Genomic DNA, 13,549 nt, shown 5'->3' with positions numbered 1-13,549 from the left:
GGTCTACAGCCTCAAAATTTCGTTAGAGGTTATCACGCAACCCATTGACCGGCCGCTTCGCAGGGGGTTATAACTTCTAACGAACGCATGAGCTTCTAGCGGAGCGCGGCTGCGGAGGCAGTCGCGTGACACGCCCACCGGCAGTGCTCACCCCTTCCGACAGAGGAGAACTCCATGTCCGGCATCCGCAGCACCGGCAGTCGCGCCGCCCTCTGCTCCGTCTCTCTCGTCCTCGGCCTCCTCGGCGCAGCAGCAGCGCCCGCCGGGGCCGCCGCCTCCCACACCCCCCACCCGGACAGGTCCGTCACCTGCCGCGGGAAAGGCGTCGACCCCGACGCTCTCGTCCGTCACCGGACCGCGGTCGTGATAAACGCCCCGCTGCGCACGATCTGGAGGCTTCAGACCGACGTGGAGCGATGGCCGACCTGGCAGACCCCCGTCGAGTCCGTGAAACGCCTCGACCACGGCCCGTTCCGCAAGGGTTCGGCGTTCCGGTGGACGACCCCGATCCCTCCCAACCCCGCAACTCCCGCCACCAGTCTGGACATCACCTCGACCGTCCGGCAGATCAAGCAGAACTCGTGCATCCGGTGGACCGGACCCGCGGTCGGTGAAGGGCTGCACATCGACGGCGTGCATGTATGGACCTTCACCAAGGTCAAGGGCGGCGTCCGGGTGAGCACCGACGAGACCCACACCGGCGCCCAGGTCGAGGCGGACGTCCCCACGGCGACCGAGCTCCTCGGCGCGGGCCTGGAAGCCTGGCTGCGCCAACTGAAGTCCGCCGCCGAATCCGACGCCCACGACCGGCCGCACTGACCGACGGGTCGGGCCCGCGTGCCCCTCGCTGCGGAGCGGAGCCGCCAGCTGTGGCCGGTCGTCACGCCGGCCGTAACGGGGGCCCGCCGCCCGGCCGTCGAGCGTCGGTGGCCGGAGCGGACCGGCCGCAGCGGGCGGACTGCGCCGGGTCCGGTCCGGTCATGGCCACGAAGGGATCGCCGTGCAGGGCACGCCGCCGTCCTCTTCGTTCAGGAGTGGCGGGGCAGGGCTCGGCTCCCGCGGGGCAGCGCATCCCGGCCCGGGCGCCCGGCGCTCCGGCTCAGGCGCCGGCCAGCGCGGCGTTCGCGCGTTCCGTGACCAGGCGCAGCACCCGTCCCGCGACCGCGAGGTCCTCGGCCGGAATGCCGCCGTACAGCCGGGCGGCGATCTCGGCGCTCTCGGCGGAGGTGGTGTCGAACAACTCCCGCCCGGCGTCCGTGAGCCGCACCCGCGATGTCTCGGCCGGGTCCTCTTCCAGCAGCTTCGCGGCCGTCATCTCCTCGATCACGCCGCGTGTGAGTGACTCCTCGGTCTTCAGCGAGCCGGTGACGTCGGCGACGAGGCGGTCACGGTCGACGGACTCGCCCGCGGCCACGAGGGCCCGGAGCGTGACACTTTGGTGGAACGTGACGCCGTGGCGCGCCAGTACGCCCTCCAGGAGGGCGCGCCCGGCGTAGTGGGCCAGGGCTATGACCCGGGCGTTGGCCGCGGGTGCCGTGGTGGTGGTCATGACGGCTCCTTCTCGTTCTCGGGGTGCGGACCAAGAGGTGCGTCGAGCAAGGTGGCCAGCTCACGGGTGAACTGCCGTGTGCGCGCGCTGTTCTGACCCCCGAGCGGCTCCAGCAACTGGTCGAGCAGACCCTGGACCACCGTGATTGCGCGTCGCGTGACGGCAAGCCCCTGCTCGGTGAGCGACAGCTGCATGGCGCGCGGGTCGTTCGGGTCCCGGGTGCGGGCGACGAGCCCGGAGGCCTCCAGTGCGCGGGCGAGTTTGGAGACGTACAGCGGTTCGAGCCCGGTGTGGTCGGCGAGGCCGCGCTGACTGGGCGTCAGTCCGGAGCGCCGCATGCCGTACAGCGACGCCATCAGCGCGTACTGCGCATGGGTCAGGCCGAGCGGCGCGACCGCCCGGTCGACGGCCACCCGCCACTTCATCGACAGGCGCCAGACGAGAAACCCCGCCGTGGCGTTCTCCCTTGCTGAACTCACGAGAAATACCGTACATGGCTACTATGTACATGGCTACTGTTTTCTGTACGGCGGGATCCGTGGGTGACGGTCCGGGGCGCTCGCGGACGAAGAACCGCCTCCCCGGGCGGTGGGGAGGCGGTTCGATCGGGGGGTGGCGCGGGTCGGCGGGTCCTGCGGTGGGTGGTCGGTCGCGAGGACTCCTTCACTATGACGCAGTGGAGCCGTTCAGGTCTAGACCAACCGTTCGGTCAACTCGGCTGTTCACGGGTGGAGTTCCGGGCGCTGCCGCCGGAACTCCACGGCAGCCGTGAGCCGTTGCCCGGGAATCCGCCGTGCGCTTGTCATGGACCTGGTGATGCGCCTCGGCTACGCTCCGCCCGGGAGCGGTTGAGAGCGCTCCCACGACTGTGCCGTTCCACCCCCACCTCGTTGGAACAATCGAAGGGCAACGCCTTGAGACGCACAACAGCTCTGCGCACCGGCATGTCCGCACTTCTCGTCCTGGGTGCCTGGGCCGGTGCCGGACTCGCCCCGGCATCCGCCGCAGCACCCGCCCCCACCGCCGAACCGCAGGCGTCCGCCGGCCTGCTGGACGCCATGGAGAGGGACCTCGGCCTGACGAAGGATCAGGCCCGGTCCCGCCTCGCGGCGGAGCGGGCCGCCACCGCCATCGAGACTACGGCGCGCCGCGCGGCGGGCCCCGCCTTCGGTGGTGCCTGGTTCGACGCCGGCACCGGGAAGCTCGGTGTCGCCCTCACCGACCCCGCCAGGGCCGACGCCGTCCGCGCCACCGGCGCGTCGGTTCGGCTCGTGACCTACGACGCCGCCCGGCTCGATGCGGTGAAGAAGAAGATCGACGGCTTCAAGGCCCCTGCCGGCGTGAGTAGTTGGCATGTGGACCCGCGTATCAACCGCGTAGTCGTGAACGTCGTCGCCGACCAGCAGGCCGACAACGATGTCAAGGCCTTCCTCGCCCGTGCGCGCCAGGCCGGACCCGTCCAGGTCGCGAAGACGGCCGAGGCGCCCAAAACCTTTGCCGCGGGCACCGTGGGCGGCGACCCGTACTACACCGGAAACGTCCGCTGCTCCATCGGCTTCTCCGTCCACGGCGGCTTCGTGACCGCCGGGCACTGCGGTGGCGGGGGTGCGGCGGTCAGGGGCTGGGACGGCTCCCACATCGGAAACTTCCAGGGATCGTCCTTCCCCGGTGACGACTACGCCTGGGTCAGCGTCGGCAGCGGCTGGTGGACCGTTCCCGTGGTCCTCGGCTGGGGCACGGTGCCGGACCAGTTGGTCCGCGGGTCCGCCGAGGCTCCCATAGGGGCTTCGATCTGCCGGTCCGGTTCCACCACGCACTGGCACTGCGGGGCGGTTCTCGCGAAGAACGAGACCGTGAACTACAGCCAGGGCGCCGTCCATCAGATGACGAAGACGAGCGTGTGCGCCGAACCCGGCGACTCGGGCGGCTCCTTCATCAGCGGCGACCAGGCGCAGGGCGTCACCTCCGGCGGCTGGGGCAACTGCAGCGGCGGAGGCCAGACCTGGCACCAGCCGATCAACGAGATCCTCGGCCGGTACGGGCTGCGGCTCCACACCGCCTGACGGACCGACCGGGCGGCCGGTGCGGCACTTCCTCCCGGTGCCGTACCGGCCGCCGCCTCCGGGCGCGCGCGGTACCTCGTGGGTGAGCCGGTGCCGGCCGAGCAGCAGGCCGTCCGCCCCCCCCGGGCCCCGGTCCGCGTGCACCGACCGCCGGTCCGGCCGGACGCGGTTCGGCCTCGCAGCCTCGCGCGGCCGCCGCTCCGGAGCGGAAAGATGGAGCTCATGGCCTTCCATGAGCTCCATCACCGCGAACTGCCGCTGGTTCTGCCCAATGCCTGGGACGTGCCCTCGGCTCTGGCATTCCTCGACGCCGGCTTCGAAGCCATCGGGACGACCAGCCTCGGCGTGGCCTCCAGCATGGGCCGCCCCGACGGCGGGCGTGCGACCAAGGCGGCGAACATCCTCCTCGCCCGCGCCCTGTCGCGATTGCCGTGCTACATCAGTGTGGACATCGAGGACGGCTACGCGGACGAGCCGGACGCTGTCGCCGACTACACGGCCGACCTGGACGCGGCGGGCATCAACATCGAGGACAGTTCCGCCGAGCGGCTCATCGGGCCGGAGGCGCACGCCGCGAAGGTCGCGGCCGTCAAGCGCCGCCGCCCGGATCTTTTCGTCAACGCCCGCGTCGACACCTACTGGCTCCGGCAGGAGGCGACCGTCGACGCGACACTCGACCGTGCCGCGCTCTATGTAGAGGCCGGTGCGGACGGGATCTTCGTGCCCGGTGTGTCGGAGCCGGCCGTGCTCCGCGAGCTGGCCCGCAGCATCCCGGTGCCGCTGAACGTGCTCGCGGTCCCGGGCCTGTCGCCCGCCGACCTGGCGGCCCTGGGCGTCCGCCGGGTGAGTACGGGCTCGCTGCCCTACCGCGCCGCCCTCCATGCCGCAGCCGATGCGGCGCGTGCCGTACGCGAGGGCCGCGCCCTGCCCGAGGCGACGCCCTACCCGCAGGTGCAGGCCCGGCTCGAGGGATGTCAGCAGCAGACCCGCTGACGGTTCCTCTCGCCGTAAGGCTGCGGGCCGGGCCGCCCGTCGGTGGGCGCGGGATTCCGTTTCTCCTGCGCCAAGCCGGATTTCCCGTGCCGAGACCGTGGTTCGGCGCGAACATTTTCGCGCCCGAAGCTTCCGCTATGTCAGTAAGTGTCCAGGGCCTTCGTGGAGAGATGTCTGCGTTCACTTAACTAACGGACAAAACCTGTTGCCATCTCGTTAATATTGCACTTCTTGACGCATTTGTCGGAGCGGAGTTGACTTCCAGCCACCTCGGTCGCAAGCAAGCGGCCTGTCAGGGAGGTTGATTTCCACAGATGAACGCACATTTGCGTCGCACCGCCATAGCCATCAGCGTTTCCGCGATGGCCGTGTCGCTCGCTGCCTGTGGCAGCGAAGAGGGCACGGGCGTGAGAACCAGCGACGACATCACCGTCGGCCTGCTCCTTCCGGAGAACGAGGCGGCGCGCTACGAGAAGTTCGACAAACCGGTCATCGAGAAGAAGGTCAGCCAGCTGACCAATGACAAGGGCCGGGTCGTCTACGCCAACGCCAAACAGGACGCGGCTCTCCAGGCGCAGCAGGTCGACACCATGATCGAGAGCAAGGTCGACGTCATCATCATCGACGCCGTCGACTCCAAGGGGATCGCGACAGCGGTACAGAAGGCGAAGGACGCCGACATCCCCGTCGTCGCCTTCGACCGTCTCGCCGAGGGGCCGATCGACGCCTACACCTCCTTCGACAACGAAGAGGTCGGCCATGTCCAGGGGAAGGCGCTCCTCGAAGCGCTGGGGGACAAGGCCAAGTCTTCGAAGATCGTGATGATGAACGGCGCGGTCACCGACCCGAACGCCGCCATGTTCAAGAAGGGCGCGCACTCCGAGCTCGACGGCAAGGTGGAGATCGGCAGGGAGTACGACACCAAGGAGTGGAAGCCGGAGAACGCCAACGCGAACATGCAGGAGGCGATCGTGAGCCTGAGCGGTGACAACATCGCCGGTGTGTACTCCGCCAACGACGGCATGGCGGGCGGCATCATCGCCGCCCTGAAGAAGGCCGGCGTCTCCCCGCTCCCGCCGGTCACCGGCCAGGACGCGGAACTCGCCGCCGTACAGCGCATCGTCGCCGGCGAGCAGTTCATGAGCGTCTACAAGCCCAACGCGCCGGAGGCGAGCGCCGCCGCGGAGATGGCCATCCTGCTGGCCAGGGGTATCGGACTCGGCGCCATGGCCCAGGCCGACATCGACAGCCCGACCACCAAGGGCATTCCGTCGGTACTGGTGCCGGTGGTCTCGCTGACCAAGGAGAACATCAAGGACACGGTCGTCAAGGACGGTGTCTACACGGTCGAGGAGATCTGCACCGCGAAGTACAAGGCCGACTGTGAGGAGATCGGCCTGACACCGTAGCGACGGGCCTTCGGGCACCGTTTCGACGCACCTTCGGGACCCGTTACACCGCGCCGTGACTCGGCAACCCCGCACCACCTGCGGGGTTGCCGATGCGCTCCCTCGTGCACCCGGCGTGCTCCCGGCGTGCCCCCGCGCGCCCGTTCTTTCGGCGCCGATGTGGGCACTCGGGTGAGGGTGGGGCGGCGGCCGGCAGATCGGCCGCGGTAGTCGGTGAGTTGAAGGGGTGGACATGATCCGGGTCATCGTCGCGTACGACGCGCAGCTGATGAGATCTGCTCTCGTGGAACTGCTGCGTTCCGATGGCGCGCTTGACGTCTCGGCTGCATCCTGCATTCCGAGGAGGCAGGAACGGGGGGCGCTGTCGCCTGATGTGTGTGTCGCCGACGCGGACTCCCTGGAGCCGTCGGTGCGGGGAAGCCGCGCTGCACTCTCCGAGGCCTGCTCGGAGGGCGCGTTGCTGGTGCTGGCCTCACCCGAGAAGCCCGGAGTGCTGCGCAAGGCGTTCAACGCCGGCGCGCTGGGCTATGTCGACAAGGACTGTTCTCCCTGTCGATTACTCGAGGCCATTCACACCGTTGCCAAAGGCGAGCGATTCATCGACGAATCGCTCGCTTTCGGGTTTCTCCAGGCCGCGGAGATGCCCCTGACTCCTCGCGAACTCAGTGTGCTGTCGCTCGCCGCCGAAGGTGCGACGATCGCCGAGGTCGCCGGTGACCTGCATCTGTCGCAGGGCACGATCCGCAACTACATGGCCAGCGTCATCCGTAAGATTGGGGCCCGCAACCGCGTCGACGCGATCCGGATCGCCCAGGGCGCCGGCTGGACGTAAGGCAACCCGACAGCGACACGAGGGGCCGGCAGGGGGGCGCTCAGCGGTCCTCCTGCCAGTGGCCCACCAGATCCCGGTAGAGCTCCGAGCGGGTCAGGAGCTCAGGGTGGCTCCCGAACTCCGCGCGTGTTCCGTCGAGGACGAGTACCCGGTCCGCCCGCAGCGCGGACGACAGGCGGTGGGCCACGACGATCAGGGTTCCCGGCCGCCGGGCGAGCGCCCGCTCCGCATGGGCCTCCGCGGCCGGGTCCAGGTGGCAGGTGGCTTCATCGAGCAGGAGCAGCGGCGCCGGAGACAGATGGGCGCGCCCGAGGCACAGCAGCTGACGCTCACCCTGTGACAGGGCGGAGGGCGTCACGTCGGCGTCGATCCCGCCGAGGCGCCGGATCAGCGGCCCGAGACACAGCGCATCGGCGACCGCCTCGATGTCCTCGGTCGGCGCCCCGGGACGAAACGCGGTGAGGTTCTCGCGCACGGTGGCGGTGAAGACGTACGCCTCCTGGGGTGTCAACACCCGCAGCGGCGCCAGCTCGTCGGCCGGGCGCCCCGTGACCGGGCGGCCCGCCAGGTGGACCGTGCCCCGGTCCGGTGTCAGCATGCCGGCCACCACGCCGACGAGCGTGGACTTCCCGATGCCGCTCGGCCCCACGACCGCGATGTGCTCCCCGGTCCGGACGGAGAGATCGAGACCGTCGAGGACGGGCCGGGCCCGCGGCCCGTACGCCAGGCGAACGGAGCGGACGTCGACGGCTGTTGTCGAGTCGGCCCGTTTCACCGGTGTGTCGGCGACGGGCCCGACGGAGGACGCAGTCCCGGACGTGTCCCGGACGAACCGGTCGAGAACCACCACGAGCCGGGTGCCCGCCGCACCGAGCGCCGTCATGAGGGTGTGCAGCGCCGGCAACAGCGCCTGGACCAGGTAGGTGAGCGCACCGATCAGCGCGCCCGCCGTCACGTTCCGGCTCAGCAGCCATGGGGTGGCCACCAGCAGCAGAATGACGGGCAGTTGGCCGCCGACGCCCAGCGCCAGCGTCCGTACCGCGGCCCAGCGGGCCAGCGAACGGGACGCCTCCTCGGCGTCCGAGATCAGCCGCGAGCCCCGGCGTTCCGCCTCGGTCTGGATCCCGCAGGCGACGATGTCGCGCAGCGCGGCACGGACGGCTCCGCTGTGGTGCGTCAGCGCTTCGTCGGCGTCGAGGAACCGGTTCTGGGCCGTGGCCATCGGCCGCAGCGTGGCGGCGAACAGCGCCATGCCGAGGACCAGGGGCGGCAGGACGATGAGCAGGAACTCGGGCGCCAGCGTGAACAGTCCGGCCAGCGCGCCCGCTGCGGTGAAGGCGAACGACCGCAGGGTGAGCACCAGTCCGGCGAAGCTGTCGCGGGCGATCTCCGTCTGCTGGGTGAGCCGCGACACCGCCGTGCCGTCCGTGCGGCCCGGTGCGGCGACCGCGTTGCGCAGCGATCGCGAGACGGCCCGCGTCACCAGGGCGTCCCGGAGGGGCTCGACGAGATGCGTCAGCTGGGCGAAGACACCGAGGACGACCGGCGCGGCCACGAGGATGGACACCGCGGCGGCCGACAGCCACAGCAGTCCGGCTTCCGTGTCACCCGCGAGAAATCCGCGGTCCAGAGCCTGGGCGATGCAGTAGCCGCCCAGAAAGGTCTGTACGGACTCGACGAGGGACCAGCCCGCCAGCGCGGCCAGGGCCCTCTTCCGGTTCGCGAGGAAGCGGCGGGCGGGGGGCAGCAGACGCCGTAGCGCGCCGGGCGCGACGCCGGCGCGCGGCTCGCGGGTCTCGGCGGCCGTCATCGGGCGGCCCGTCCTGCTGCCGGACCGCGCACCACGTCCGCGGTTACGGGACGGGGCGGTTGCGCCTGCTGCGGTGCGGGTGCCGTGTCCGCCGGCGCTTCGGGGGTCGCTTCGCTGGGCGCTTCGGATGCGGCGAAGACCGAACGGTAGGCGGGGTCCTGCCAGAGATCACGGTGCCGCCCCACGGCCCGTACCCCGCCGTCCTCCAGCCAGATCACCAGGTCCGCCCTGCTCGCCGAGGAGATCCGATGGGCGACCACCAGCCTGGTGCCCGGCCGTACCTCCTGGGCGAGCGCGCGGTCCACCTGTCGTTCGGTGGCGGTGTCGAGACTGGAGGTGGCGTCGTCGAGGATGAGCAGCCGGCCCGCATGCGCGAACGCGCGGGCCAGTCCGAGGCGTTGCCGTTCCCCTCCCGACAGCGGTGCGCCGACGACGGGGGAGTCGTAGCGTTCGGGCAGGAGTTGGACGAATCCGTCGGCGCCCGCCGCCCGTGCAGCGGTACGGATCTCGTCCGCCGAGGCGCGACGGGCCCCGGAGGCGATGGCGTCGGCCACCGTCCCCGCCAGGAAGACCGGCCGTTCGAAGGCGTACGCGACCTCCTGGCGCAACCGGTCGCGTGCGAGGGAACCCAGCGGGACACCGTCGAGCAGGACGCTGCCCTCGTCCGGTTCGGTGAGGAGCCCGGCGACGGCCGCCAGGGTCGACTTGCCGGCTCCGGACCGGCCCACCACGGCCGCGGTCTTCCCGCCGGGCACCACCAGGTGTACATCGGTGAGCACCGTGCGGCCCTCCCGGACGACGGTGACTCCGCGCAACGCGACCGTGCCGTTGCCCTCGTGCGGCAGTGTTCCCTCTCCGTGCCGAACGGCGGGCAGGTCCTGGAGCACGACGAGGCGGGCGGCGGCGCTGCGGCCCCGGACGATCGCACCGAGGAGGCCGGCCAGGGCTCCCATGCCCGCCGCCAGGGCTGCGTAGCGGGACGCGGCGAGCAGTTCGCCGACACTGATGGCTCCGGCGGCGAGCCGTATTCCGCCGACACCCAGAACAGCGGTCGTGAGCAACGGCAGCAGCACCTGACTGTTCGCGACCGCCCTGCCGTGGATCCGCCACATGCGCCGTCCCTCACGGTCCAGGCCGGCCAAGGGCTGGAGAACGCGGGCCCGTTCCCGGTCCTCGATGCCCGCGGCGGCGATGGTGCGCGCCCCGTCGAGCGCTTCCAGGAGACGGGACGCGATGTCCGACTGGATCTGCTGATACCGGCCCACCGTGTCCGAGGAGTTGCGGGCGAAGGCACGCAACACAAGGACCAGCAGGGGCAGTCCGGCGAGGAAGGCGAGAGCGACCCACACGTCGATGAACAGCAGGGCGATCACGGCACCGGCCGGACCGAGCAGGGACGCGCTCAGCGCGGCGGCCGCCGCGGGCACGGTCCCGGCCTCGGTCGCGTTGACCGACAGACGTGTCGCGACATCTCCCGGGGAGAGCGGGGACGCCCGGTCCGGTGAGGTCGCCAGAAGCCGTCCGAGGGCGCCGGTCCGCAGCCAGGCGGTCGACCGGGCATTGGTGACACCGGTCAACAGGGCGACGGCTGCGTCCAGGAACACTTCGGCGGTGAGGAGCACGGCGCTGAGCACGACCCAGGACGTGGCATCGCTCTGCCGGTCGAGGAGGAGGTCCAGCGTGTGTCCGACAACGGCGGGCGACGCGACGGCCGCGCCGGCGGATGCGACGGAGCAGAGCAGGATCGCCGCGGTACGGGTGGCGCTGCGCCGGACGGCGGCACGCAGCAGGCGGTGCGCGCCACCGGTGGGCACCCTGCCACCGGAGTCGGTGCCGCTGGGGCGGGGGCGCTTGTAGGCCATCGCGGGGGCTCCTCTGTGGCCGGCCGCGGGCCACGGCCTCGTGCGGGTCGGGGAATGCAGGCCGTCCCGGGCGGCGAACCGCCCGGGACGGGACGGGCCCCGGCCGGCGGCGTAGCGCCACCGACCGGGGCCCGGCGACCTCAGTTACAGGTCGTGACGCTCAGGCTGCTGTCGCCACAGAGCAGCAGGCTGGCGCGGCTTCCGCCGGTCTCGACGTCGCCGATCGCCTCTTCCTTCGGGGTCTCCATCGACTGCAGGTCGAGAAGGTTCATGATGTTTCCTCTCATTCGGGGACGGTGGTGCTCAAGGACGGCCCGGAGTCGGGCCGGTTCTGGGGCCGCCGGAGCGGCGGGAGGAACGGCAGATGAGCGTGATGGTCGCCCTGTGCCGCCGCGAGCGCGAGCAGACAGCCCGCGGTGCCGGTCGACAGGTCCATCGAGAGACGCATCATCTGCTCGCCGGGGAAGGCCAGGTGGCCCTGGTACGTCAGGGCGTGCCAGGCGAGGGCGTCGATCTGCCGGCGGACGTCGGCCGGCTGCGTACCTGGTCCGCCCGTGGTCGTACGGCTCAGATGGAGAACCATGCCGGCGGCGCCCCGGAACAGTCCGGGCTGGGCGTAGAAGGTCGCCTGTGCGGCGCGGACGATCTCGGTCCGGGCGCGCTCGAAATCGGTGTCCGGGCGGTGGGCCAGGTAGTCGTCGAGCACCATGCCGATACCGACACTGCCCGCGCCCAGATACGGCATGGTGCGCCAGCCCTCGTCGACCTGGAGGGTGCCGCCCGCGCCGTGTACACAGCGGGCGAGGTCACGGCGCAGAGCTTCCGCCGCCAGATCGAGGAGGGCGCTGTCGCCGGAGCGCTCGTACAGCCGCAGGAACAACAGGGCGGTACCCGACGCTCCGTGCAGCAGCCCGGCACGCGATCCGTCGCGGCCCGTGTGGCTGCCTGCGTTCTGCCCCGGCCCTGCGTCCAGGGAGCGGGCGGCGAGATCCGCACACCGCAGCGCCGCCGTACGAAGGTCCGTGTCGCCCGTCTCCGCGGAGAGGGCGTCGAAGGCGAGCCCCAGTCCGGCCAGGCCGCTGTGGAGGTCCGGCGCGAGTTCGTCCCACGGCTGGCCGAGGGCGAGTTCGGCGAGCGACAGCGCGTGTTCGGTGTGGCCGAGACGTTGCAGGGTCCAGGCGACGCCGGCGAGGCCGTCGTAGAAGCCGACGGGTGTTCCCGACGGCGGTTCCTTGCTCCGCAGGAGTAACCATTCCTCTGCCGCGGGGCAGCGGTCCGCCCCGCTCGCGTCCAGCGCGTACAGCACGCCGGCCGCTCCGTAACCGAAGGTCAGACCTCCGCCCGCGGTACCGAACTGGGCGATGTCACCCGGGAAGACACGGTCCTCCCGCTCCGGTGACGCGGAGGCCAGGACGGCACGGACCAGGGAGTCGCGGCTGTGCGGCCAGTCGGCGGGTGACACGGGCAGATAGCTGCCGGACCCCGGGGAGCCGGCGGCGCCTGCCGGTGCACTGCCCGGGTCCCGCAGGATCTCCCGCACGGCATCGTCCAGAAGGGCACGGTCCACCGCAAACTGACGAGCGATGATGTCGGCCAGGTGCGTGGCCTTTGCCCGGTCGACGGCGAAGAGACTGGTCAGCGGGATGAAGAGCGCGAGCCGCAGACACGCCAGGGCGTAGCGGTCCACGTCGAACCCGCGACGGCCGGCCGGCGCGACGAAGGCCGGATGCGCCACCGTCTGGCGGCCGTCCTGCCCCTTCTGGTGCGCGGCCTCGAAATCGAGGAGGACGACGGACGACTCGTCCTCGGAGACCATGATGTTGAACAGATGCAGATCGTTGAAGACCACGCCGCGGGAGTGCACCGCTTCCATGGCCTGCTCCACCAGCCCGTGGATGCGCAGCGCCCACGCCGTGTACTCCGCGAGGCGATCCGGCCCCGGATCGGCGTCGATCAGCGGGTGACGGCGGGCGAAGAACGAGTTGAGCGGCTTGCCCTCGATGTACTCCAGTACCAGGAAGTGATGGTCGCCGAGGACGAAGGCATCGCGGACCTCAGGGGTGCATGCCAGGCCCGACAGCCGCTCCAGCGCGGTCCGTTCGCGGTGCAGACGCGTCACGGCGTCGGCGCCGTCGGCGGCCAGCCCGGCATGCGGCCGCGCTTCCTTCAGGACCACCTTCTCGCCGGTGCGGTTGTCACGGGCGGCGTACACACCACCGCCGTTGGAGAAGTGCAGCGCCTTCTCGACGGTGTATGGCATGGCGTCGACCGTGACCGCCGAGCGCGCGTCGAGGTGAGGCTTCAGAAAGTCGGGCGGCGTGACCCATGCGGGTATCTGGAACACCGGTCCCCGCAGGTCCGGCACCAGTTCGCCGTCGGCGTTCGCGACGGCGGGGCGCAGCTCACCGTGCTCGTCGTAGCAGTGCCGCCGGGTGAAGCTGCCGTAGCGCAGGTGGACGGGTCCGTCGCCCCAGCGGACGTCACTGAGGATGTACGGGCCGGCCTCGCCGGCCAGGAGAGCGGCGAGCTCCTCCGCGATGACGCCGCACTGCTCGTCGTCGGCCGGATAGACGGTGATGAACTTGCCGCTGCCGGCCCGGTCCGCGTACTTGGCGTTGCGGTTGTGCAGCAGATACCGGCTCGGCATGAACTTGAAGGCGATGTCCCGTGCGACGCAGTAGGTCCACACCCGGGCGAGGACCGATTCGGCGTTGTCGAGACAGGCGGACACGTGGATCTTCCAGCCCTGGGCGGGCAGATCGGTGTCGACCGGGCGGAGCGCGAGCCAGTCGCCGGACCGGTTGCGCTGCCAGCCGGCGGGGACGGGGCGGCTCGCGGGCTCGTACGGGGAGGTGCGTCCGGCGTCGTCGGTGAGCGACAGCCGGTGCGGCGCGTCGTAGAAGTGCCGGTCTGCGTCGCAGAAGACGGCGTACCCCTTGTTCACGCGAACTCCCTCGGTCGATGACGGGACCGACGCTGTCACGTGGTGGAGAGGCTCCGACAGTCACGGCTGTCACCTTCGACCTGTGCA

The 13,549-nt window shown here is 71.0% G+C and carries 11 protein-coding genes; 5 read left to right on the top strand and 6 right to left on the bottom strand.

Translation table 11 applies throughout. The features are described 5' to 3' along the window. Nucleotides 1-174: 174 nt before the first annotated feature. Complete coding sequence (locus OHA05_RS02085; RefSeq protein ID WP_328859593.1) at nucleotides 175-819, top strand: SRPBCC family protein; 645 nt, start codon at nucleotides 175-177, stop codon at nucleotides 817-819. Between the two features lie 280 nt (nucleotides 820-1,099). On the opposite strand, the gene OHA05_RS02080 is transcribed toward OHA05_RS02085, so the two are convergent. Together OHA05_RS02080 and OHA05_RS02075 are read right to left on the bottom strand one after the other, a co-directional pair. After that, the gene (locus tag OHA05_RS02080; RefSeq protein WP_328859592.1) at nucleotides 1,100-1,549 is read right to left on the bottom strand and encodes a MarR family transcriptional regulator; all 450 of its coding nucleotides are present in this window, start codon (nucleotides 1,547-1,549) and stop codon (nucleotides 1,100-1,102) included. Then, nucleotides 1,546-2,028 (bottom strand): MarR family winged helix-turn-helix transcriptional regulator, encoded by a 483-nt coding sequence (locus OHA05_RS02075; protein WP_313948168.1) that lies wholly within the window; start codon nucleotides 2,026-2,028, stop codon nucleotides 1,546-1,548. Before OHA05_RS02075 ends, OHA05_RS02080 begins: the two co-directional genes overlap by 4 nt. Nucleotides 2,029-2,463: 435 nt before the next feature. Here OHA05_RS02075 and OHA05_RS02070 point away from each other — a divergent pair, with 435 nt between their 5' ends. The 4 genes from OHA05_RS02070 to OHA05_RS02055 all read left to right on the top strand — a co-directional run bounded on the left by OHA05_RS02070 (nucleotide 2,464) and on the right by OHA05_RS02055 (nucleotide 6,846). After that, entirely contained in the window at nucleotides 2,464-3,612 is a 1,149-nt protein-coding gene (locus OHA05_RS02070) for a S1 family peptidase (protein WP_328859591.1), read from the top strand. A gap of 222 nt (nucleotides 3,613-3,834) precedes the next feature. Further along, nucleotides 3,835-4,605 (top strand): isocitrate lyase/PEP mutase family protein, encoded by a 771-nt coding sequence (locus tag OHA05_RS02065; protein ID WP_328859590.1) that lies wholly within the window; start codon nucleotides 3,835-3,837, stop codon nucleotides 4,603-4,605. A 314-nt stretch (nucleotides 4,606-4,919) separates the two neighbouring features. After that, nucleotides 4,920-6,014 (top strand): sugar ABC transporter substrate-binding protein, encoded by a 1,095-nt coding sequence (locus OHA05_RS02060; RefSeq protein WP_313948171.1) that lies wholly within the window; start codon nucleotides 4,920-4,922, stop codon nucleotides 6,012-6,014. A 232-nt stretch (nucleotides 6,015-6,246) separates the two neighbouring features. Beyond that, nucleotides 6,247-6,846, top strand: a complete 600-nt coding sequence (locus OHA05_RS02055; RefSeq protein WP_313948172.1) for a response regulator transcription factor — start codon at nucleotides 6,247-6,249, stop codon at nucleotides 6,844-6,846. A 40-nt stretch (nucleotides 6,847-6,886) separates the two neighbouring features. On the opposite strand, the gene OHA05_RS02050 is transcribed toward OHA05_RS02055, so the two are convergent. The 4 genes from OHA05_RS02050 to lanKC form a co-directional block, all read right to left on the bottom strand. After that, nucleotides 6,887-8,656: an ABC transporter ATP-binding protein gene (locus OHA05_RS02050; protein WP_443043613.1), complete on the bottom strand. Its 1,770-nt coding sequence runs from the start codon at nucleotides 8,654-8,656 to the stop codon at nucleotides 6,887-6,889. Beyond that, the gene (locus OHA05_RS02045; protein WP_328859589.1) at nucleotides 8,653-10,518 is read right to left on the bottom strand and encodes an ABC transporter ATP-binding protein; all 1,866 of its coding nucleotides are present in this window, start codon (nucleotides 10,516-10,518) and stop codon (nucleotides 8,653-8,655) included. The genes OHA05_RS02050 and OHA05_RS02045 overlap by 4 nt, the downstream gene beginning before the upstream one ends. Before the next feature lie 140 nt (nucleotides 10,519-10,658). Then, nucleotides 10,659-10,790 (bottom strand): mycelium formation morphogenetic lantipeptide SapB, encoded by a 132-nt coding sequence (ramS, locus tag OHA05_RS02040; protein WP_313948174.1) that lies wholly within the window; start codon nucleotides 10,788-10,790, stop codon nucleotides 10,659-10,661. A gap of 11 nt (nucleotides 10,791-10,801) precedes the next feature. After that, nucleotides 10,802-13,462, bottom strand: coding sequence for a class III lanthionine synthetase LanKC (gene lanKC, locus OHA05_RS02035; protein ID WP_328859588.1), 2,661 nt, complete (start codon nucleotides 13,460-13,462; stop codon nucleotides 10,802-10,804). Between the last annotated feature and the right edge of the window lie 87 nt (nucleotides 13,463-13,549).

The sequence above is a fragment of the Streptomyces sp. NBC_00306 genome, from assembly GCF_036169555.1.
GTDB classification, from domain to species: domain Bacteria; phylum Actinomycetota; class Actinomycetes; order Streptomycetales; family Streptomycetaceae; genus Streptomyces; species Streptomyces achmelvichensis.
The sequence above is the reverse complement of the archived record's forward strand: the minus strand, read 5'-3'. Positions and strand labels throughout refer to the sequence as shown.

What these genes read in the sequence shown, in the direction of transcription:
- OHA05_RS02085 (WP_328859593.1), top strand. Translation starts at nt 175, where the DNA reads ATGTCCGGCATCCGCAGCACCGGCAGTCGCGCCGCCCTCTGCTCCGTC.
- OHA05_RS02080 (WP_328859592.1), bottom strand. Translation starts at nt 1,549, where the DNA reads ATGACCACCACCACGGCACCCGCGGCCAACGCCCGGGTCATAGCCCTG.
- OHA05_RS02065 (WP_328859590.1), top strand. Translation starts at nt 3,835, where the DNA reads ATGGCCTTCCATGAGCTCCATCACCGCGAACTGCCGCTGGTTCTGCCC.
- OHA05_RS02060 (WP_313948171.1), top strand. Translation starts at nt 4,920, where the DNA reads ATGAACGCACATTTGCGTCGCACCGCCATAGCCATCAGCGTTTCCGCG.
- OHA05_RS02055 (WP_313948172.1), top strand. Translation starts at nt 6,247, where the DNA reads ATGATCCGGGTCATCGTCGCGTACGACGCGCAGCTGATGAGATCTGCT.
- OHA05_RS02050 (WP_443043613.1), bottom strand. Translation starts at nt 8,656, where the DNA reads ATGACGGCCGCCGAGACCCGCGAGCCGCGCGCCGGCGTCGCGCCCGGC.
- OHA05_RS02045 (WP_328859589.1), bottom strand. Translation starts at nt 10,518, where the DNA reads ATGGCCTACAAGCGCCCCCGCCCCAGCGGCACCGACTCCGGTGGCAGG.
- ramS (WP_313948174.1), bottom strand. Translation starts at nt 10,790, where the DNA reads ATGAACCTTCTCGACCTGCAGTCGATGGAGACCCCGAAGGAAGAGGCG.